General features: G+C 43.1%; 16 protein-coding genes and 1 other RNA gene. 12 read left to right on the top strand and 5 right to left on the bottom strand.

What is annotated here, in order from left to right; all coding sequences use genetic code 11:
• Positions 1–4 precede the first annotated feature (4 nt).
• A complete protein-coding gene (locus tag H6G77_RS05190; RefSeq protein WP_190871004.1) occupies positions 5–817 on the top strand; it encodes a HEAT repeat domain-containing protein in 813 nt (270 codons plus the stop codon).
• 209 nt (positions 818–1,026) lie between these two features.
• On the opposite strand, the gene H6G77_RS05185 is transcribed toward H6G77_RS05190, so the two are convergent.
• The gene (locus H6G77_RS05185; protein WP_190871003.1) at positions 1,027–3,171 is read right to left on the bottom strand and encodes a CHAT domain-containing tetratricopeptide repeat protein; all 2,145 of its coding nucleotides are present in this window, start codon (positions 3,169–3,171) and stop codon (positions 1,027–1,029) included.
• A 798-nt stretch (positions 3,172–3,969) separates the two neighbouring features.
• On the opposite strand from H6G77_RS05185, the gene H6G77_RS05180 reads away from it, so the two are divergent.
• Positions 3,970–4,200: a hypothetical protein gene (locus H6G77_RS05180; protein ID WP_190871002.1), complete on the top strand. Its 231-nt coding sequence runs from the start codon at positions 3,970–3,972 to the stop codon at positions 4,198–4,200.
• A 258-nt stretch (positions 4,201–4,458) separates the two neighbouring features.
• On the opposite strand, the gene trxA is transcribed toward H6G77_RS05180, so the two are convergent.
• On the bottom strand, positions 4,459–4,776 hold the full coding sequence (trxA, locus tag H6G77_RS05175; RefSeq protein ID WP_190591619.1) for a thioredoxin: 318 nt from the start codon (positions 4,774–4,776) through the stop codon (positions 4,459–4,461).
• 360 nt (positions 4,777–5,136) lie between these two features.
• Here trxA and fabG point away from each other — a divergent pair, with 360 nt between their 5' ends.
• Entirely contained in the window at positions 5,137–5,901 is a 765-nt protein-coding gene (fabG, locus tag H6G77_RS05170; RefSeq protein ID WP_190871001.1) for a 3-oxoacyl-[acyl-carrier-protein] reductase, read from the top strand.
• On the opposite strand, the gene H6G77_RS05165 is transcribed toward fabG, so the two are convergent.
• Positions 5,902–6,984, bottom strand: a complete 1,083-nt coding sequence (locus H6G77_RS05165; RefSeq protein WP_190591621.1) for an MraY family glycosyltransferase — start codon at positions 6,982–6,984, stop codon at positions 5,902–5,904.
• Positions 6,985–7,220: 236 nt separating this feature from the next.
• On the opposite strand from H6G77_RS05165, the gene groL reads away from it, so the two are divergent.
• From groL to H6G77_RS05125, 8 genes are all read left to right on the top strand, one after another.
• Complete coding sequence (groL, locus tag H6G77_RS05160; protein WP_190591622.1) at positions 7,221–8,885, top strand: chaperonin GroEL; 1,665 nt, start codon at positions 7,221–7,223, stop codon at positions 8,883–8,885.
• 160 nt (positions 8,886–9,045) lie between these two features.
• Positions 9,046–10,194 carry a magnesium/cobalt transporter CorA gene (gene corA, locus H6G77_RS05155; protein ID WP_190591623.1) on the top strand — a complete coding sequence of 383 codons (1,149 nt, stop codon included), beginning with the start codon at positions 9,046–9,048 and terminating at the stop codon, positions 10,192–10,194.
• A gap of 36 nt (positions 10,195–10,230) precedes the next feature.
• A complete protein-coding gene (locus H6G77_RS05150; protein ID WP_190591624.1) occupies positions 10,231–10,944 on the top strand; it encodes a hypothetical protein in 714 nt (237 codons plus the stop codon).
• A 48-nt stretch (positions 10,945–10,992) separates the two neighbouring features.
• Positions 10,993–11,438, top strand: an RNA gene (gene rnpB, locus H6G77_RS05145) — RNase P RNA component class A.
• A 72-nt stretch (positions 11,439–11,510) separates the two neighbouring features.
• Positions 11,511–12,230, top strand: coding sequence for a ribonuclease III (gene rnc, locus H6G77_RS05140; RefSeq protein WP_190591625.1), 720 nt, complete (start codon positions 11,511–11,513; stop codon positions 12,228–12,230).
• Positions 12,231–12,343: 113 nt separating this feature from the next.
• Complete coding sequence (locus H6G77_RS05135; RefSeq protein WP_190871000.1) at positions 12,344–12,610, top strand: type II toxin-antitoxin system ParD family antitoxin; 267 nt, start codon at positions 12,344–12,346, stop codon at positions 12,608–12,610.
• Positions 12,610–12,915, top strand: a complete 306-nt coding sequence (locus tag H6G77_RS05130; protein WP_190870999.1) for a type II toxin-antitoxin system RelE/ParE family toxin — start codon at positions 12,610–12,612, stop codon at positions 12,913–12,915. The genes H6G77_RS05135 and H6G77_RS05130 overlap by 1 nt, the downstream gene beginning before the upstream one ends.
• A gap of 101 nt (positions 12,916–13,016) precedes the next feature.
• Positions 13,017–13,628, top strand: coding sequence for a hypothetical protein (locus H6G77_RS05125; protein ID WP_190591629.1), 612 nt, complete (start codon positions 13,017–13,019; stop codon positions 13,626–13,628).
• Positions 13,629–13,631: 3 nt separating this feature from the next.
• Here the strand turns inward: H6G77_RS05125 and H6G77_RS05120 are convergent, their stop codons facing one another.
• A complete protein-coding gene (locus H6G77_RS05120; protein WP_190675964.1) occupies positions 13,632–14,000 on the bottom strand; it encodes a Dethiobiotin synthetase in 369 nt (122 codons plus the stop codon).
• Positions 14,001–14,140: 140 nt separating this feature from the next.
• Positions 14,141–18,820, bottom strand: coding sequence for a glutamate synthase-related protein (locus H6G77_RS05115; RefSeq protein WP_190870998.1), 4,680 nt, complete (start codon positions 18,818–18,820; stop codon positions 14,141–14,143).
• A 752-nt stretch (positions 18,821–19,572) separates the two neighbouring features.
• Between H6G77_RS05115 and H6G77_RS05110 the strand changes: the two genes are divergently transcribed.
• On the top strand, positions 19,573–21,564 hold the full coding sequence (locus H6G77_RS05110) for a phosphodiester glycosidase family protein (protein WP_190870997.1): 1,992 nt from the start codon (positions 19,573–19,575) through the stop codon (positions 21,562–21,564).
• The last annotated feature ends 18 nt before the right edge of the window (positions 21,565–21,582 follow it).

Here is a 21,582-nt window from a genome sequence, read left to right as displayed (position 1 = left end):
AAAAATGGAAGTTTATCCTTCAGAATCACCAGAGTTTCAAACTTGGATACAAAATTTAACTTCTGGGAGCGAATATGAGCGTATCAACCAAGTAGAAGTATTAGCTAATATTGACTCTCCTGATGTAGTTGCAGTATTCATTCATGCTTTGCAAAAGCAAAACTCATTTTTAGTACGTGAAAAGATTGTCGAAGTATTAGGTAATATTGGCAATAAATCAGCAGTTCCAGCCTTGATTCAACTTTGGTATGAAGAGAAAAACCAAACTTTGGATGAATGGGAATTAGAGGCTCGCTCAAAATCACTTTGTAATATTAGCGATAAGATTATTGAAGCATTAGGTAAAATTGGCGGTGAAGCTGCCATTGTATTTTTGTTACAAGCTTTAGAAGATAGAAAGACTTGTGGTGACTTATATCTTGCTGAGGCTTTAGCCAAAAATAGTAATGAAATAATTATAGAAGCCTTACTTCAAGCCTTGTATAATCAAGATGATTTTATTAGTGGTTGTGCTGCTAACGCATTAGGATTAATTGGTAGTGAAACTGCTGTTCCTTTTTTGATTAAAGCTTTAAAGCGCCAAGAACAAAATGTTAGTTACATAGCTGCTGAAGCATTAGGGAAAATTGGTAGCGAGTTAGCAGTTCCAGCTTTATGCGAGGCTTTGAATTATCCTCACAGAATAGGTTGGGGTGCAGCCGCAGCCTTGGGAGAAATTGGCTCTGAGTCAGCAGTTCCAGCTTTATCTCAAGCTTTGAGTAGTCAAGATTTGGGAGTTCGTGAAAATGCTGCTTGGGCTTTAGGAAAAATTATCTGATACCAATTTAATGTGAAGTTGCACATATTTCGTTTCGATCCCCCTAAATCCCCCTTAAAAAGGGGGACTTTGATATATATTTTTCCGTTTCCCCCCTTTTGAAGGGGATGCTCAAGGGGATCGGATTCTATGCAGCTTCATAAAAAATTGATATGAGCTTTGTAATCACGAATTACGATAGCGCAGCGTTAGCGAGTCCGCGAGCGTCATTACAAATTATTCAACGGAGTCCAATTACCGGAAGGAACAAACGCCGCCCAAAATTGCGGTTCGCTATAATCTTGACTATTGAGCAAATCTAACTGTGCAGAACGCAACGCCTCATGTCTTCCTTTCCCCGCCTGCAAGTTATTGTAATATTTCACCATCAATTCTTTTGTCGCTGCATCATCAACTTGCCACAGACTTAAAACCTGACTTTGTGAACCAGCAATTACCAAAGCACGACGCAAACCATAAACACCATCGCCAACTTTAATATCGCCCTTACCAGTGTCGCAGGCAGAAAGCACAACTAATTGGTTAGAACGCAAATCTAAACCAGCAACTTCCAACGCCGTTAACACACCATCATCATTATTATTTGTCGCTTGTTTGCGTTTATTAAACCCAGCCAATGCTAAACCAGAACGCAACAAGGGATTTTCAACTTGAATTATCTCTTTTGGACGTGGTGTTAATTCTAAATCGGGTGAGGCGTTGAGATTTTGTGCCACATCAGCGATGAAAAAACCGTGTGTAGCTAGATGTAAAATACTCGGACTTTGTAATTGTTTAACAGCCGTTTCTGTCGCATCTTTACCTAACAAAATTTTAGCATTGGGTAACACTTTTTTAATAGCGACAGCTTCATCTTTAGTAGCAGCTAACGGGTCAAATATCAAATTTGCTAAATCACCAGAGCGAAGATTTTGCGAACCGCGTGAACCAGATGTTTTTGCAGATGCTACAGTTTGTCCTTGATTATTGTAGTCAACATCTGCCAACACCACAGGCGAGGAAGTATTGTTAACATTTGAATTTAAACGTAACAAATCTCTCCCACTGGTAAGGTAAGAAAAAGCGTAACGCTGAATGAGAAATTTATCTTGCTCATCTTTTAGAGCTTCAAAAGGAATTAATGTTAATTGCCCATCGGGTGAGATTAAAATATGACTGGCATCACCCAATAAAGGGCGGATAGGTGCGATTAATTTCTCATCTAAAGTGCGTCCGAGTTTGTTGAATCTAATTCCTTTGACTAACGCTACACGAAAATCAATAGCCAACTTATCAATTTCTGCGGCTTCACCTAAATCAACCCACTTCGGTTCACCGGTTGAACGCAACACCGCCGCCGCATAACGCGGTTTACCCCACCTTTGAGCATCCGTTTTAGCTTTGACATTGAATGGTTGATACTGCACAATCTCTACCAAAGCGGCATCTTTGGGTATTTTGGTTTGAATGGCGGCTAAGTCTAGTGGTTGAGTTTGCTGACGAAGTTCAGCACTTTTAACACTGATAGCTGCTTCTAGTTTTTCTTTTTCAGCTTCCAGTTTTTCTAGTTGAGCTTTCAGATTAACGGTTTGTTTTCCTGATTCTGAAAAGACTAAGGCTGAGAGTTGCTGTTGTACTTGCAGCCATTGAGCGAATAGTTTTTGAGTTTCGGGGTTTTTATCAAGTTTAGAGCGTAGTATTTGGATGCTGTCGGCTACCGCATCTAATACGAACGCTTTGCGGCGAAGTACAGTAGTTAAGGCTAGAAATGCGGCGGTTGGATTATTCCGTGCTTCTTGTAAGGATAGGGAAACAGTAGCATCGGTTGTCCCTGAAAAAGTTCTAATGTAATCTTGTTTGCTTTTTTCAGAGCCGACAGCAAAAATTAGATTGAGATTTTGTGCTTCAACTTCTAACCCACGACGTAAGACATCAATATCACGAGTGATATCACCTCGTGCTTGATAGAGTACAACCAAATTAGTCAAGTTAGCGGCGACAAGGGGATGAACATTTCCCAGCACTTTCTCAAAGATAGTCAAGGAGGGTTGATACAGTTCAGCCAACTTAGTCAAGCTAAGAGCGACATCAGAATGTTTCTGACACAGCACTTTCTCTCGGATAGTCAGGGAGCGTTCTGCTAAGGGAATGGCGGTAGTGTATTTCCCTTCTTGTAGTAACTTGAGTGCCTGTTCATTCAGTTCGTCAGCTTCCTTTAAAGCTGCTTGCTCCTCTGCTGAATATGCAGGGGTTTGCTGTTGCGCTATCCCCTCAACTGGCGTACTTAAAACTAACCCTGTTGTCATCGCACCCGCTACCATCCAAGGTGCAAGACACATACCCGCAGCATTAATCGCACTGAATAACTTTTTCACAGTCAACTCACAAGCTTGTATAGGTCAGTTAACAGTTATCAGTTAACAGTTATCAGGGTTTTCGTTGGGGATTTGACTCTTGTTGACTACCACTTTTTAGAAGTGAAAGACTTCAAAATATATTGCTGATTACTGCTCACTGATTACTGTTCACTGTTAAGTAAATCATGCCGGACTCAGCAATTTTCGCAAAGCTGTTGTGAAAAAACTCAAAAACTTGCGCCTTCCTCTCTGCGCCTTTGCGCCTCTGCGTGAAACAAAACCACATCTCGCAACACCCGACACAAAAAATTTGCTGAAATTTCAAGCTCAAATGTTCAATACAGTCAGCGTCGCGCACTACTAAACATCTCGGTGCGTTACGGCTGTCGCCTAACTCACCCTACCGGACTGTATTTTACTTTCTTTTGAAGGCGAGCGCACCAACTATGAGCATCTGAGCTTCACGCTTCACCCTCTGAACTTCAACATTCAAGCAAAAAGGCTGAAATTTTATGTTTATAACTCGAAGCCAGTAGCAGCAAAAGCTTTGTGTTCGATGCCGTACTCTTGCCGTTAACACATCCTACATCTATTTCAATAATTATATACAAGTTACAGATTATACAAAATAAAAATTAAGAAAATTCCTTTAATTGTCTAATTTAAAAGGAAAAATTTGTTGCAAATATTTTAAAATTGGTAGTTTACAAGTATAAAAATATACTATAATATAGAAAATATGAGAAAGGCGATCGCCCCTCCTGCAAGAGCTTGCGATCGCCTTTCTTTCAACCCCTAACGGAGTCGTTTATTATCATGGCACAAGAAAGAGAAAACCCCGACAATCAAGAGTCTGTCCCCCAGGCTGTTCCTAAAAGAGAACGCATTAAACATTTGTTGATTGGTTCTCCCAAAGCTGTCACCAGCACGATACATTACTTGCAGGCTGTTGGTTATGCAAATGTCGGTGATTGGAGTCCGTTACTACCCGCAGAAAACCCTAATGAAGTGATGAGTATTTTAATCCGTCAGATTTTCACTGCATAACTTAAAACTACAACCCCGACTGTTCTAAACAGTCGGGGTTGTGTTTTGCTGACAATTGTTGCTAACGCTATGAAGATCGTCAGTCGCGCATGGAAGAAAATATCTTCTTCTATAGCTGTTCTTACTTGCTTGTAATACAGTTGGAACCCCACCCCGCATTTGCTGACGCAAACGCTCCCCTCCCCGCTTGCGGGGAGGGGTTGGGGGTGGGGTTGAAATGTACCTCATCCAACCGAGAACCGCTATATATCTAAATTACTAAATTAAATTTTGGAGATGTTTAACCAACTGGGGTGCTTGCAATACTCCTTCAATTTTATCCACAGGCTGGCCTTGCTTAAATAACATGAGTGTTGGCAAGGCTTCAATACGATATTGACTAGCCAATTCGGTGTATTTTTCTGTGTCAATTTTAACAACACGTATACGGCCATTTAATTGAGCATTAACTTGTTCTAAAATTGGCCCCATCATTTTGCAAGGGCCACACCATTCAGCGTAAAAATCTACTAATACAGGTACATCAGAACCAGAAAGCATTTCTTCAAAACTGTTGAAATGTTTTTTAGTGGCCATACGATACACACCGAATTTTTATGGATTGCTTTTAATCTTAATGCGTGCTTTCAGGAATGGCTGTAACCTTATTTTATTTTTATAGTCAAGGGTCAATAGTCATTTGTCATTTGTCTAGTGCATCGATTCAGTAATCACAAACCTAACCCCCAACCCCTTCCCTACAAGGGAAGGGGAGCAAGAATCAAAGCCTCTCTCCGTTTCGGGGAGAGGTTTGGAGAGGGGTTGCAAAAATAAAGTCGGACATCGCGTGAAGTAAATTCCCCAATCAAACCGGATTCATGTATGAAGTGTGAAATTTTATTGCCCTTTCACCATAAGATAATTAGCGCGGTAGTTCAAAAGCTTAAGGAATAATTCATGGAAGTTTTGCCAGAAAACTTGCAAAGTCTCAAAGGAAAAGTAGCCATTATCACTGGTGGTTCGCGGGGAATTGGAAAAGCGATCGCACTCGAATTGGCGAAATATGGCGCTAGTGTGGTGGTGAATTATGCTAGTTCTAGTACAGCAGCAGATAGCGTAGTAGCAGAAGTTACTTCTGTGGGTGGACAGGCTTTAGCATTGCAAGCCGATGTTTCCCAAGCAGAACAAGTCGAAGCACTCATCAACGCCACGACAGAAAAATTTGGTCGAGTCGATATTTTAGTTAACAATGCCGGAATTACCCGCGACACATTACTTTTGCGGATGAAGCCAGAAGAATGGCAAGCCGTAATTGACCTGAACTTAACTGGCGTTTTCTTATGTACCCGCGCCGTTAGCAAACTCATGCTGAAACAGCGTTCTGGGCGAATTATTAATATTACCTCCGTGGCGGGACAAATGGGCAACCCAGGCCAAGCCAACTACAGCGCCGCCAAAGCCGGAGTCATTGGTTTTACAAAAACCGTTGCTAAAGAACTAGCAACCCGTGGGATCACCGTTAATGCAGTCGCCCCTGGTTTTATCACCACCGATATGACCAGCAATCTCAGCAACACCGAAGAAATTTTGAAATTTATCCCCCTTGGTCGCTATGGACAACCAGAGGAAGTGGCTGGTATGGTGCGCTTTCTGGCTGCTGATCCCGCAGCAAATTACATCACAGGCCAAGTCTTTAACGTAGATGGTGGCATGGTTATGTAATTACGCATTATTTAAGATTCTTTGCCAAACGGTGAAGCTCAACAAAATAATAATGCCAGTGCAGGTGGCGACTATCACAGGTAAAGGCATCCCACGAATCGTCATCGCCAGTAAGTTACCCATTAAGGTCATTGTCCAAAGGGTGTAAGCGGCGTGACTTTGGGAGAATCCCCAAGCTAATAAACGGTGGTGTAAGTGATCCTTACCTGGAGTACTGAGGGGGTTTTTTCCTGCTAATAGTCGCCGTAAAAACACTTGGGTAGTGTCTAACACTGGTAATAGCAAAAATAAAACCGTCGGTACCAAGGAAAAGACTGTAGTTATCTGCAAATCACCCAAAATACTGGTAGCAGCTAAAACATAACCAAAAAAATATGCTCCAGCGTCACCCATAATTATGCGTGAGGGGTGGAAATTGTGGCGCAAGAAACCCAACGCCCCGCCTCCCAACGCTGCCAAAACCAAAGTCGCCGCCGCTTTATTGGGAAATTGGGCGGAAACTGCTAACAAACTCATCGCCGTAATAAAACTGATCCCCCCGGCCAAACCATCCATACCATCCATCAAATTGATAGCGTTGGTAATTCCAACCACCCACAACACGGTAATAAATATTGATAAAAACGAGTCTATGGGTGTGCCGAAGGCAACTTTGATGCTGATGCCATTAGCCACCAGCAACAAGGCTGTGATGATCTGTGTCCACAAGCGCACAGAAGGGGGTAAACCGAACTGATCGTCAATGAAGCCAACTAATACTAGGATTGAGCCTCCTAGTAGCACAGTTAAAACCTGTGCCAAAACACTTTGTAATTCAATTGGTCGTAACAGACTAGCAAGAACTAACGCGGCAATTACTCCTGCATAGATAGCCAACCCGCCAGCATTCGGTAAAGGTTCCCGATTTAGCCGTCGCGCATTTGGTTGATCAGCCCAACCAACTCGCAGGGCAAATTTGCGTACTGTCGGTATTAAGCGCCATGTCACTAGCCAAGCGAAGAGAAACGTGAAAACTACTGCCAACCAGCCGATGCCGCTTGGGTCGGCAATACCCAGAGACTTAAGGGAGTTGTCTAGATTCATCTCCCAATTCAACCATTACTGCCTGTATCCTACATGAGCATCAAATGTATATTAATCAATTTTTTAAGAAAAGGTACTGGTATTTACTCAAGTCTCAAGATCCCAGGGCGGAACTTCACACTTCATACCAGTACCAATCCTGATAAATTCCATTTATAATCTGACCAGTTTTGGTTATTAGCACTCTGAGTCTGTGAGTGCTAAATTGTCTAAAGGAAGCGCAAGAGAAGTGAAACATGGCTAAAATTATTTCCTTTGATGAAGAATCACGGCGGGCGCTGGAACGGGGTGTCAATGCCCTGGCCGATGCAGTGAAAATTACATTAGGCCCCAAAGGTCGTAACGTCCTGTTAGAAAAGAAATTCGGCACACCCCAGATTGTTAACGATGGGATCACCGTTGCCAAAGAAATTGAATTAGAAGACCCCTTAGAAAATACTGGTGCCAGACTCATCCAAGAAGTAGCATCAAGAACCAAGGATACTGCTGGGGATGGCACTACTACCGCCACCGTTTTAGCACAAGCTTTAATTAAAGAAGGTTTGAAAAATGTTGCGGCTGGTACTAATCCGATCAGCTTAAAGCGGGGCATTGACAAAACTATCGAGGCATTGGTAGAAGAAATTGCCAGAATCGCCAAGCCAGTGGAAGGTTCTGCGATCGCTCAAGTAGCCACAGTCTCCGCAGGTAACGATGAAGAAGTCGGCGCGATGCTGGCAGAAGCAATGGAGAAAGTCACCAAAGATGGTGTTATTACCGTTGAAGAATCCAAATCCCTGACCACTGAATTAGAAGTAGTCGAAGGGATGCAAATCGACAGAGGTTATATTTCTCCTTACTTCATCACCAACAACGAACGGCAGATTGTTGAGTTTGAAAATGCTCGGATTCTGATTACTGACAAAAAAATCAACAGTATTCAAGAATTAGTCCCTGTACTAGAAAAAGTTGCCCGTTTGGGTCAAGCACTGTTGATTATTGCCGAAGATGTCGAAGGCGATGCTTTGGCAACTTTAGTAGTCAACAAAGCGCGGGGTGTGCTGAATGTGGCTGCAATCAAAGCCCCTGGCTTTGGCGAGCGCCGCAAAGCTATGCTACAAGACATCGCCATCCTCACCGATGGTCAGTTAATTTCTGAGGAAATTGGTCTTAGCTTAGATACTGCTTCTTTGGAAAACTTGGGAACTGCCCGCAAAATCACAATTGATAAAGAAAACACCACAATTGTTGCAGGTAGCACCACCAAGCCAGAAATTCAAAAACGGATTGGTCAAATTCGCAAGCAGTTAGAAGAAACTGATTCCGAATACGACAAAGAAAAACTCCAAGAACGCATTGCCAAATTAGCTGGTGGTGTCGCTGTGATTAAAGTCGGTGCAGCCACAGAAACCGAACTCAAAGACCGCAAACTCCGCATTGAAGACGCACTCAACGCCACCAAAGCCGCCGTTGAAGAAGGAATTGTGCCTGGTGGCGGTACAACCTTAATTCACTTGTCTACCAAAATTGACGAGATTAAGAACAGCCTCAATGATGAAGAAAAAATTGGCGCAGACATTATCAAACGCGCTTTAGAAGCACCTCTACGTCAAATTGCTGACAATGCTGGTGCAGAAGGTTCTGTCATCGTTTCCAAAGTCAAAGAAACCGAATTCAACGTTGGTTACAACGCTGCTACCGGAGAATTTGAAGACTTGATTGCTGCGGGAATCATTGACCCAGCGAAAGTTGTGCGTTCTGCCTTGCAAAATGCTGCTTCGATTGCGGGGATGGTTTTGACTACCGAAGCGATCGTCGTCGAAAAACCAGAGAAAAAACCTGCTGTCCCTGACATGGGCGGTATGGGTGGCATGGGCGGCATGGGTGGTATGGGTGGTATGGGCGGTATGGGAATGATGTAATCCTACCTGCCCAGATTTCCCTGATAAATATCTTTATTTTTGTCAACAGTTTGTCTTGCCAAGACAAGCTGTTTTTTTATACACTGGCTCATTCGTCATAGCATTTTGGATTTTAGATTACAATCCTCACCAATGACCAATGACAATTGACAGTTAACACATGATTAGCAAAGTTCGTCGTCTGAGCAAAAAAGTTCGTAAGCCCAATTTCCAGGATTTTTATCATCAACCAGGAAATATACCAGGAACTCTGATTATTGATGAAAATGCAGAAGCGCCAATCATTGTTTTGTTTGATTACAACCAAACAAATTTTATCCGTAAACAAATTGCTACTCCTGAAGAATGTTTGAGTTACTTAGATACGGAATCAGTTTCTTGGGTAGATGTTCAAGGTGTAGGTAGTCAAGATATATTACAACGTTTGGGTAAAGTCTTTGAGTTACATCCTCTGGTTTTAGAAGATGTGGTCAATATGGGAGAACGCCCTAAAATCGAAGATTATGAAGACCAATTACTGATAATTTCTCGGATGGTCGTGCCGAAAGAAAATACCTGTGGGTTTTATAGCGAACAGGTAAGTTTTGTGTTAGGTAAATATTACTTGCTGACTGTGCAGGAAGAACCAGAACATGATTGCTTTGATAGTGTCAGAATGCGAATTGATAAAGGCAAAGGTATTATTCGTAAACAAGGTGCTGATTATTTAGCTTATGCTTTGTTAGATGCTATTATTGATGGTTTTTTTCCAGTATTAGAACTTTACGGTGAACGCATCGAAGAATTAGAAGAAGAAGTCATCCTGAAACCAACTCCACAAACACTCCAGCAAATTTATCAAATTAGGCGAGAGCTTTTACAATTGCGTCGGTCTATCTGGCCGCAACGAGATGCTATTAATACTTTGATTCGAGATAGTAGCGATTTAATTAGTGAAGATGTCAGAATTTATCTGCGAGATTGCTATGACCACACAGTACAAGTTATGGATATGGTAGAAACCTACCGAGAATTAGCATCAGGATTAATGGATGTATATTTATCAGCAGTCAGTAATAAGATGAATGAAATTATGAAGCTACTGACGGTAGTTTCGGCGATTTTTATTCCTTTAACTTTTGTTGCAGGTATTTATGGGATGAACTTCAATACAGATAAATCACCATACAATATGCCTGAACTAAATTGGTATTGGGGTTATCCGGCTTGCTTGGCTTTAATGGTAGCGATCGCAGTTAGTTTACTGATACTATTTTGGCGCAGAGGATGGCTCGCTAATTTTTCCAGTATTAAACATCACGAAAAGTAAAATAACTCAAATTCATCCAGGGAGATAAAAATCCAAATGATCAGAGGTAGCGGCGATCAAAATTTAGTTGTATTGACACTTTATATTATTGGTGTGTCTTACACCTTCAATCGGATGATTGAATCTATTGATGATAAAGTCAAGTATACGTATAAAGCTGATGCAGTCAACGAACAACTCACAGCCCAAGAACTCAAAGACCAAATTGGAATTTCTTTTAAACTCAATCCTGCTTATGGATTAGATGATGTCAAAGAATTGCAACTTACCATTGAAAATAAGTCAGATAATCTGGCAGTGTATGTTGACTGGGAAAACAGCACCTTAGTAGTTGAACACACCAAACAATCGCGCCGCGTAATTCGGATTTCATCATCTGTAACCCGTGACTTAGCAATCCCACAAACCCCCAGCTTAATTACTCCGAAAAAAACCCTCTCAGAAAAAATTACAGCCGAAGATGTTCTAGAGTTGGATACTACAGCCGGAACTTACTCTGCCAAAAAACCACTAGTTAGTATTAGTGGCTTAAAAAATGGCGGCCCGCCTCAGAAGAAACTATATAACGACTTTATGAATCGAGGTAAAGAGCTAGAATTTTCTTTACAGCTAGTGTTAAGAATATCTGATGTTCGCGTAGGAATAGCACCAGGTATCAATATTCCGCCAATGTATTTGATCAATTGTCCGTTCACGATCAAAAAATTACCTTGGACTTACGCTCTACCTTGGAATAAGAAGAAGAAATAATCCAAATCGAACACATTATGCCATCCAGGATTACACTGTAAGTAGGGGGAGAGTAGGCGCTGGCAGTTGCAGAACTATACATAATCATAGTTTTGAGGAAAGTCCGGGCTCCCGAAAGACCAAACTTGCTGGATAACGTCCAGTGCGAGCGATCGTGAGGATAGTGCCACAGAAAGATACCGCCATAATTAGGGAATAGGGAATAGGGAGTAGGGAATAGGGAAAAACCCCCACTCACCACTCACCACTCACTACTCCCCACTTTTGGTAAGGGTGCAAAGGTGCGGTAAGAGCGCACCAGCAACATCGAGAGGTGTTGGCTCGGTAAACCCCGGTTGGGAGCAAGGCCAGAGGAACTACGGTTGGTCTTTTACCAGTTCCGCGTATAAGAGCCGCTAGAGGCGTTTGGTAACAAACGTCCCAGATAGATAACTGCCATCTTGTAAAATTTTTTACATAGATAACAGAACCCGGCTTACTACCAACTCTCTCCTCTTTGAGTCCATAGTCAAAAGTAAAAACGAAAGACTATTGACTATTGACTATTGACCACTGACTATTGACTAATGACAATTGTTTATCCCCGCCGTCAAAGACAACTTGAAAGCTTAGTAAGAAAGTTAGGTTTGCCATTGGAAGCACCCATTAAATGGCAACTGTTGGATTTGGCTTTAACTCATCCAACGGTATCTGATTCAGCGAATTATGAACAACTAGAATTTGTTGGTGACGCAGTGGTGCGACTAGCGGCGGCTGTGATTTTGTGGGAAAAATATCCAGATTGCCAAGTTGGAGATTTTGCGGCGATTCGTTCGGTGTTAGTGAGCGATCGCATTCTCGCCCAATTAGCCAGAGAATATGGTTTAGAACTATATTTATTAGTTGCTGGCAGTGCCACCAGTGATAAAGTTGGTCAAGAATCCCGGCTGGCGGATGCTTTTGAAGCTGTGTTAGGGGCGCTTTACCTCAGCACCAATAATTTAGACCTCATCCGTTCATGGTTAGATCCTCATTTTGAACAACTAGCAACAGAAATTCGGCTTGATCCGGCTCGACTCAACTATAAAGCGGCTTTGCAAGAATGGACTCAAGCCCAATTTAAAGTTTTACCAGAATATCGCGTTGAGGAAATTAATCAACCTAACCGCAATCAAGAGCGATTTGCTGCTGAAGTTTGGCTACATGGCAAAAAACTCGGTGAAGGTAGAGGACGTTCCATCAAAGCTGCTGAACAAGCCGCAGCTAAAGTTGCTTTTTTAGCAGTGAATAATCCAGAAAATACTTAAAAATATACCAATTTTGGCAACTGCTGTTGTAACCATCGGCTGTATCTTTGAAACACAAGCAATAACAAAAACTGTTATCATAATAGCTATTCTGGTTATAAAGCGAGGCACAAATGAATATTTCCCTGACTCCTGAGCTAGAAGCGTTCGTCCAAAAACAAGTTGAGTCTGGTTTGTATCATTCCCAAAGTGAAGTGATTCGGGAAGGGTTGCGTTTGTTAAAACGTTTTAACGACCATTCCGAAGAATATAAACTATGGCTCAATGAACAAATTGCCATCGGTCTTTCGGAACTTGACAATGCTCAAAGTCTCCCCGCCGAAGGAGTCCGGGAGCGCGTACGCAGCAAAGCGCAAAAATTGATGAAAAAGCGCGTGTAATGACCCCACAACTATATATTCTCTCGGAGCAGGCCGAGAACGACTTAGCGCAGATTTACGCTTATATTGCACGAGATAATCAAGATGCTGCTGAACGGATGCTGGATAAACTTCTTGCAGCCTGTGAATTGCTGACAGACAACCCCAGAATAGGGCACTATCGTTCTGACTTGACACCGTTACCCGTTCGTTTCTGGTTGGTGCATCCCCGTTACTTCTTGATATATCGAGGAGAAAAGCCTGTAGAAATTGTGCGTGTACTAGCTGCCAATATGGATATTGCGCGAGAACTTGCTGGAGAATAATCTTGCTATCAAATTGATATTCTGACATTATTCCTCCGAAAACGGGAAAACTATGGTTAACCCCCTTTGGGGAAATTTCCATGTAAGTCCCGAATAGGAAAATGCTAAAAAAATCTTTGGTGAATGGTTTAATTTTGTCTTTTTCTCTAGTTCCCTGGCTATGCGTGGGAATGCTGGTAAATTCCAAGGCTAATGCTTTACCAGGGCAAACTACAGAAGAAGTTACAACTTGGATGAATGCTCATCCGACACTGCGCCCTGGAAGTGGTGAAAAACTATATGTGCAGAAGAGTGACACCGCCGCCCAACGATTCACGTTTCAGGCTTCAGTATTACCTCCGGGTAAAGTGGGGTTTGCCAAAGAGCGAAACCGGATTCGTTACGAACGCTTGGCAATGTACGATGCAATTAATGGGATGAGTTTTCAACGCCTGCAAGAATCTCTGCGGGTAATTTATGGCTACGATATCTATCAAGATTTTAATCAAGGTCAGGTGGTGTATGACTACCCCAGCCAAGGTGAAGTCAACTCGGCGCGGTTTGCCAAAACTCCAATTAAAGAAGCTTTACAAGGACAACTGCGTATAGGCGATCGCTATGCTTATTGGATCGAAATAGCTAAACCGCGCAACGGTAAAGCTTTCACTGGACAAATGACAGTTTTACTCAAAACTGATGTCGAAAAATTGCTGCAAGAATTACAAACTCGCTGAATCTTAAACCCCGCCAAATCCCCCAGTTGGTGGGGTTTGCCACACACCAGAAAAGATACTTTCTACAGCCAGAGAAATTCTCACTAAATCTTCTTTAAGTAGGGGTGGCCATTCTACCCCAGCTTTGCGTCCAGCTACGTATAACTGTTGTGTCTTGACACTTAACTGATAAAGGGCAAAAGTTAACTCGCGGTCTAGACTGGGTACATCTTTGAGGGCTTCAAACACAACCTTTAACGCCAACAAAATCGAGGTAATCTGACCTGGAACCGGTGGTTTTCCCTGCTTCATCCGCATCAATAAAGCATCAGGGTTTTCTTCGGTTGTGATTGTTTGAGATACAAGCAGTTTGCGGGCTGTGTCGTAATTCATTGGTCAACTTCGCGCGTTAAAATCTGATTTGGTGAAATTGCAGAAATAGTGTATTTAAAAATTTTCGCAATAAGTTTAATTGTGATCAAAAAAGGGGACGCTGTTACTGTCCCCTTTTTTCATAACTCATCAGCGATTAACTACACCGAACTCAGATGTTTTTCTACCACTGCTTGCGGGTTAGCCTCTGGACTATCGGCTTCGGAAGGTGGTACTAATTGCCAGAACTTAGAGACAAATTCTGACCAATTTTGCAGAATTGCTTTGGCTTTGGGTGAACCAGTGCGTTCTGCGTGAGTTCTAATTAACTCTTGCAGTTGTTTTTGGCCTGCTTCTGTCAGAACTCGCTGAATTTTGACGTTTTCCCGGTTAACTAATTCAGGGAAGGAACCATCTTCATCGAGGAAGTATGCCAAACCACCAGTCATCCCGGCTGCAACGTTACGTCCGACTTTACCGAGGACAACGATGACACCACCAGTCATGTATTCGCAGCAGTGATCACCTGCGCCTTCAACTACGGCTGTACCTTTGGAGTTGCGGACGGCAAAGCGTTCACCTGCTAAACCGTTAGCAAATAAGAAGCCGCCAGTTGCACCGTAAAGGCAGGTATTACCCACAATCACGTTCTTGGATGGGTCATAAGTGGCTTTTGCTGGGGGTTTGATGATGATTTCACCACCGTGCATCCCTTTGCCTACGTAGTCGTTGGCTTCGCCTTCGAGAGTTAAAGTAATCCCAGAGAGGTTAAACGCCCCAAAGCTTTGACCTACACTACCTTGGAAGTTGAGATTAATTTGTCCTTCAAAGCCACCGTCGCCATATTGAGATGCGATCGCACCAGCTAATCTCGCACCAACCGTTCTATCGGTGTTGACGATTTTTAAGTTCTTCGTCACCGTCGATTGGTTGCGAATTGCGGCTTGAATTTCGCTATCCGCCAGCAATTGGTCATCAATTACCGGGCCATTGCTATGAACTTCTTCATGCACTAACCAGCTACGGTTTTCTTTTGTATCTGGTAGTTGCAGTAAGCAGTTGAGATTCAAGGCTTGGGTTTTAGCTAGTTTGGCTTCGGGACGGACTGTTAATAAGTCTGCACGACCGATAATTTCTGATAAGGAACGATAGCCCAATCTGGCTAACAAACTCCGCACTTCTTCGGCAACAAAATAGAAGAAGTTAACGACGTGTTCCGGGATACCTTTAAACCGCAGGCGCAGTTTTTCATCTTGAGTTGCTACACCCACAGGACAGGTGTTTTTATGGCAGACTCGCGCCATTTGGCAACCTTCGGCAATCATGGCAATGGAACCAAAGCCAAATTCTTCGCCACCCATCAATGCAGCCATCAAGACATCCCAGCCAGTCTTGAGTCCGCCGTCTACCCGCAAAATGACGCGATCGCGCAAACTATTCTGCATTAGGACGCGATGCACTTCACTTAATCCGAGTTCCCACGGTGAACCAGCGTGTTTAATCGAACTCAAAGGTGATGCACCTGTACCGCCATCATGACCAGAAATTTGAATGATATCCGCGTTGGCTTTGGCTACACCCGCCGCAATTGTACCGATGCCAATTTCAGCCACTAGCTTGACTGATACTTGGGCTTTCGGGTTGATTTGATGCAGGTCAAAAATCAACTGTGCTAAGTCTTCAATGGAGTAGATATCGTGGTGCGGTGGAGGTGAAATCAAGGTTACACCGGGCTTAGACCGCCGCAACATCGCAATGTAAGGACTGACTTTTGCCCCTGGTAGTTGTCCGCCTTCTCCTGGTTTTGCACCTTGGGCGATTTTAATTTCGATTTGTTTGGCGCTGGCTAAATATTCTGGTGTGACACCAAAGCGTCCTGATGCAACTTGCTTGATGGCACTAGAAGCTGTATCACCATTCCGCAGTCCCTTCAGGTGTGGTAGGGTGGGCGAGTAACCAGATTCATCGACATCATCTAAAACGTTGTAACGTACCGGATCTTCCCCACCTTCCCCAGAATTGGATCTGCCACCAATTCGGTTCATGGCGATCGCTAAAACTTCATGGGCTTCCCGTGACAATGCACCCAAGGACATCCCTCCAGTACAGAAGCGTTTGAGGATATCTTCTGCTGCTTCTACTTCTTCTAAAGGAATTGAGGGGCGATCGCTTTGGAAGTCTAGCAAGTCTCTTAACGCCGTAATTGGTCGCCCTTGGAGATATTGTTTGTAAACTTCGTAATGGTCGTATTGCTTGGTTTTCACAGCCTCATGTAATGCTTTGGACATTTCCGGGCTGTTCATGTGGTACTCACCGCCAGGACGGTAGTTAACAAAGCCCAAGTTATCCAATTTCTTGGCTGTGAGTTCTGGGAAGGCTTTGCTGTGAATTGACAAAACTTCTTGCGCCAGTTCACTGACACTCAAACCACCGATGCGAGAAGTTGTCCCCTTAAATCCCAGTTCTAATAAATCGCCACCAATCCCGATCGCTTCAAAGATTTGGGCGGCTTGATAGCTAGACAGCAAAGATATGCCCATCTTGGAGAGGATTTTCAGCAATCCTGACTCTACAGCTTTGCGGTAATTGCCAATGGCTTGTTCTAAGCTGAGGTTGGGCAATTTACCCCGTTCCATGAACTGCTGAGTTCTGGGTTCAAACCACCAATCCCGGACTGTATCTAAAGCCATGTAAGGGCAAACTGCACCTGCACCATAGCCAATCAAGCAAGCAAAGTGATGGGTACTCCAACACTGGGCGGTATCGACAATGAGGGATGTCTTTGTCCGCAAGCCTTCGCGGATCAGGTGGTGGTGGACTGCACCTACAGCTAATAAAGGTGGAATGTAGCTGGATTCTGAACTAATACCGCCACCAGCGCGATCGCTCAAGATTAATATTTTCGCACCAGCGCGGACTGACTCGGCGGCTTGGGCTTGTAAAGCTGCGACGGCAGATTTTAATCCTTCTGGGCCGTTGGCGATCGCAAATAAGGTTGATAATTCTGCCGTGGCAAAACCAGAAGCCTTGATTGCATCTAACTCAACTTCTGTCAAGACTGGGGAATCTAGCTTCAGTCTCTTGGCATATTCTGGCTTTGGTTCTAATAAATTGCCCCGTTCGCCCAATTCCACCTTCAAGGACATCACCAGCTTTTCACGCAGGGGGTCAATTGGTGGGTTAGTTACTTGAGCAAAACGCTGTTTGAAATAGTCATATAACAGGTGGGGTTTGCTGGACAATACCGCCAATGGAATATCATCCCCCATACAGAACGTTGGTTCTGCACCATTACCTGCCATTTGTTCAATCACCATTTCGACATCTTCGCTGGTGTAGCCAAAGGCAGTTTGTCGCTGAAGTAAGATTTGTTTGTCAACGGTGAATTGACCTTTGCCGTTACCGTTGCCATTACCATTACCATTGCCATTTGTCCCATGATTGTTGACTAATGACTTCAGGTCTTGGCGATGGGTTTGCAACCATTCCCCATAAGGGAGTTGTTGGGCAATGCGTTGTTTAATTTCCCAATTTTTCAGAATTTCATGACTTTCTAAATCCACGGCAATCATTTGCCCTGGGCCTAGTCTGCCTTTCTCCACAATCTCGGCTTCGGGGAAGTCAACTACACCTGCTTCTGATGCTACGACGATGTAATCATCTTTGGTAATTACATAACGTGCAGGTCTTAAGCCGTTGCGGTCAAGGGTTGCGCCGACTTTCTTCCCATCACTGAAGACTAGCAATGCTGGGCCGTCCCAAGCTTCTTGCAAACCACTGTAGTATTCATAAAAGTCAGTGATTTCGGGATAGTTTTGTAAGGAAGGCTGATTTTGATAAGCCTCTGGAACCATAATCATCAAGGCTTCCAAGGGGCTGCGTCCCGAACGTACTAATAGTTCTAAGACATTATCGAGGGTGGCGGAGTCGCTGCTATCTAGAATTACTAAAGGCTTGAGTTCATCATTGCGATCGCCCCATACTGGATGGCTAATACTCGCTTCTCTAGCCATCATCCAGTTAATGTTTCCCAACAAGGTATTAATTTCGCCGTTATGTCCCAACAACCGCATAGGCTGTGCTAACGGCCATTTTGGCATTGTGTTGGTACTAAAGCGGCGATGATAAACTGCAAAGGCACTCTTGTATGCGGGATTTTGTAAATCCGCGTAAAAATCTCCCAACACAGCCGAACGCACCATACCTTTATAAACAATGGTGCGGCTGGATAAAGAGCAAATATAAAAATCTTCCGAGACAGCTTTGGCTGCTTTAAAAATCCGTTTACGGGCAATGTATAACTGTCTTTCTAATTCATCGCCAGTTTCATCCGCCGCCAGAAAAATTTGTTCTATTTGGGGTTGGTTTTCTTTGGCTTGTCTGCCCAATAAATGGGGATGTACTGGTACTTCTCGCCAGCCCAATACTGTAAATTTTTCTTCCGCCGCCACTTTTTCAACTTGGGCTTTGGTTTTTTGGGCTAATTCCCGGTCTTGGGGTAAAAATATCATCCCTACAGCCACATTGCTGGTAGATGATATTTCTATCCTGCCTGCGAAATATTCTTTTTGTAACAACTCCCAAGGAATGGCTGTCAATATCCCTGCACCATCACCAGAATCATGGTCAGCACTACAACCACCCCGATGTTCCAAGCAGGTTAATGCGGCTAAGGCTTTAGTAACGATTTCATGGCTGGCAATATTTTGGCGATGTGCAATAAAACCTACACCACAGGCATCTCTTTCCTCTACTAACCACCTTTGTCCTTGGTAGGTTTCTTGAGAGTTATTATCCGAAAATGACATTGTTTGCAATTGATTCACCCTTTGATCGTTCATAGCCTATTCCTGAAAGTTAAGTCACAAATTTTGCCACTGCTTGGGAGGGAAAGTTTCGCAATTTCGCGTCACAGTCATACATAAATCACGAGAATTTAGGGAAAAAAAATTTTAACTGCGGTTATTTATGGACTTAACCGTGTTAAAATTATTGCGTTGATTCTTCTGTGTTTATGCTGGTTTAGACAAACTACATATTGTGTTAATTTTATGTATTTGGTTTCAAAACTAAGTATTTTCCAGGTTTTTTTCAGATGATAGATGTTTGTCAGGTAGACAGTATCAACTGACCTAACACCAAATTTTTCATGAAAAACTCACTGTTGTAAAAGCTGCAAGATTCCTGATTCAGCAACAAAATCAGCGTATTACACTATATACCCATTTGACAATTCCTAAATATTTTTATTGTTGTCTATCTTGGCTGCTCACCCGTTGCAACTTTTGTTACTAATAACTGTGTCTCACCTCTAAGTAACAGCATAGCAACTATTAGTGAGGAAAGACTATTGTATATATACATTTGATGACCAAAACTATATATCTTATAGTTTGGCAGGAACTAGTGCCAGTTAAAACAGTCAGTTACAGTGGTTTTAGCTTAAACAGGGCTGGTATTTCTCATCAGAGATAACTAGCCAACATATAGGTTATCACGTTTCTGGAGAAGTTAAATCACCCAATTTCCAGAGTTAGTCACAATTAACTTTCCTGCCTTGGAAGTGATAACTTGCAAAAGCACTGGATCAAATATGTTAAAAATGCCAAATTGGTATCGCCAAAAATCTCATACTGCTGTGACTAAGCCTGCCAAACATCAATCCTTGCGCTTAATTGCATCACCCATAATTGCCACAATCCTTAGTGTATCTCCTAATTGGATGGCGATCGCTCAACAGCCTCCGATCAATCCACAACCAGGACAGTTGCGACGACAAGCCCAATCTGCTGGTAATCAAATTTCCCTCAATGGTCGCATCATCCCCGGTGCTTGGATGGTCAAATTAGGAGTAGTTGATCAGCAAGTTATTTATCTCAGTGATGGTTTATTTCGTCAGGCGATGGGAGTTGATTTTTTAAATAGCAATAATCCTAGCCAACAACCAATTCAGTGGTTTACTTCCACCCCAGAGACCTTAGTAACTCTTCTCCAAGCCGGATACCGCTATCTTGATATCACTGAGTTTACCCAAAAAGCAAATTGGCAAGTACAACTCAATGGTAACACTTTGGTAATTGTTACTCCCCAAGCGCGAATCAAAAATCTGATGATTGGTCATGAGGCTCTCAATCCTCCTGGTACTTCTACTATCCGTGAAAATCGCGTTGTGGTTGATTTAGACAGTCCCACACCTTGGATAGTCAGACAAGGATTACCCATCAAACCAACTCAAACACCAGATGATCCAGATGCGATCGCACCCCAACCTACAACGATACCGAATCGAGAATGGCGCATTACCCTGGATGCTTTAACTGATCCAGCTTTAATTCAACGTTACACCCCAGTAACACCAGCACCACCATCTCTACCAAACCTAATCAAACAATTACCACCACCACAATCAAACCCTGATAGCCTGCTTCAAAAAATAGAGGTGGTGAATAACCAAACAATTATTAGTCTGAGTGTTCCTTTTGGTTCAGCACCCCGCATCACTACAGTAAATAACCCAAATCGCCTAATTATCGAGATTCGCCCTGATGCAATGGTTGAGCGCAATATTGCTTGGGCGGATGGGTTACGCTGGCGACAGCAATTTATTAATTTAGGGAAAGATCGTTTTCCGGTAGTGTGGTTGGAAGCTAACCCCCGCAACCTGACTATAAAACCAATTTGGACAACTCCAGAAACTGTAGTCGGCACTGCGCCCTTAATTCAAACAGCGCAAAAATACTTAGCTTTAGCCGCAATTAATGGTGGCTATTTTAACCGCAATAATAAATTGCCTCTGGGCGCGATTCGCCGAGATAATCAGTGGTTATCCGGGCCAATTTTAAATAGAGGTGCGATCGCCTGGAATAATTCTGGGCAATTTTACGTAGGTCGCCTGACCTTACAAGAAACTTTAACTGCTCCAAATAATTTCCGCTTACCAATTTTATTTCTCAATAGTGGTTACGTTCAAAGCGGTGCTGCTCGTTATACTCCTAGCTGGGGAAAAACTTATACTCCCCTCACAGACAATGAAAGCATCCTCATAGTTCAAAACAATGAAATTAGCAGTCAGCTATCAGGCGGAAAAGCGGGTCAAACTCCTATTCCTATTCCCCAAAATGGTTACTTGTTAACTTTGCGAGGAACGGCTACAACTACCGCCACTCAATTACCCATCGGTACAAAGGTAACTTTGGCTAGTAACACCACCCCTGTTGACTTTAGCCGTTACCCCAACATTATTGGAGCCGGGCCGTTATTAATTCAAAACGGTCAAATTGTTCTAGATGTAAAAGCTGAAAAATTCAGCAATGCTTTCATTGCCGAAAAAGCCATTCGGAGTGGGATTTGTACCACAGCTACAGGTACACTGATGATTGCTGCTGTGCATAACCGCGCTGGTGGAGCCGGGCCGACACTCGCAGAACACGCTCAATTAATGAAAAATTTGGGTTGTGTGAATGCTTTAAATTTAGATGGTGGCAGTTCAACTAGTCTTTACTTAAGCGGACAATTACTCGACCGTTCTCCCAATACTGCGGCTCGTGTACATAATGGTATTGGTATTTTTTGGCAACAAAGATAATTAGGGGTTAGGGACTAG

It is taken from the genome of Aulosira sp. FACHB-615, from assembly GCF_014698045.1.
Taxonomy (GTDB): domain Bacteria; phylum Cyanobacteriota; class Cyanobacteriia; order Cyanobacteriales; family Nostocaceae; genus Nostoc_B.
This window is presented reverse-complemented; position numbering and strand designations above follow the sequence as displayed.

Bases quoted from the DNA above. Each gene is read 5' to 3' on its own strand.
- H6G77_RS05190 (WP_190871004.1), top strand. From the start codon at position 5: ATGGAAGTTTATCCTTCAGAATCACCAGAGTTTCAAACTTGGATACAA.
- H6G77_RS05180 (WP_190871002.1), top strand. From the start codon at position 3,970: ATGGCACAAGAAAGAGAAAACCCCGACAATCAAGAGTCTGTCCCCCAG.
- trxA (WP_190591619.1), bottom strand. From the start codon at position 4,776: ATGGCCACTAAAAAACATTTCAACAGTTTTGAAGAAATGCTTTCTGGT.
- fabG (WP_190871001.1), top strand. From the start codon at position 5,137: ATGGAAGTTTTGCCAGAAAACTTGCAAAGTCTCAAAGGAAAAGTAGCC.
- H6G77_RS05165 (WP_190591621.1), bottom strand. From the start codon at position 6,984: ATGAATCTAGACAACTCCCTTAAGTCTCTGGGTATTGCCGACCCAAGC.
- groL (WP_190591622.1), top strand. From the start codon at position 7,221: ATGGCTAAAATTATTTCCTTTGATGAAGAATCACGGCGGGCGCTGGAA.
- corA (WP_190591623.1), top strand. From the start codon at position 9,046: ATGATTAGCAAAGTTCGTCGTCTGAGCAAAAAAGTTCGTAAGCCCAAT.
- H6G77_RS05150 (WP_190591624.1), top strand. From the start codon at position 10,231: ATGATCAGAGGTAGCGGCGATCAAAATTTAGTTGTATTGACACTTTAT.
- rnc (WP_190591625.1), top strand. From the start codon at position 11,511: ATGACAATTGTTTATCCCCGCCGTCAAAGACAACTTGAAAGCTTAGTA.
- H6G77_RS05135 (WP_190871000.1), top strand. From the start codon at position 12,344: ATGAATATTTCCCTGACTCCTGAGCTAGAAGCGTTCGTCCAAAAACAA.
- H6G77_RS05130 (WP_190870999.1), top strand. From the start codon at position 12,610: ATGACCCCACAACTATATATTCTCTCGGAGCAGGCCGAGAACGACTTA.
- H6G77_RS05125 (WP_190591629.1), top strand. From the start codon at position 13,017: ATGCTAAAAAAATCTTTGGTGAATGGTTTAATTTTGTCTTTTTCTCTA.
- H6G77_RS05120 (WP_190675964.1), bottom strand. From the start codon at position 14,000: ATGAATTACGACACAGCCCGCAAACTGCTTGTATCTCAAACAATCACA.
- H6G77_RS05115 (WP_190870998.1), bottom strand. From the start codon at position 18,820: ATGAACGATCAAAGGGTGAATCAATTGCAAACAATGTCATTTTCGGAT.
- H6G77_RS05110 (WP_190870997.1), top strand. From the start codon at position 19,573: ATGTTAAAAATGCCAAATTGGTATCGCCAAAAATCTCATACTGCTGTG.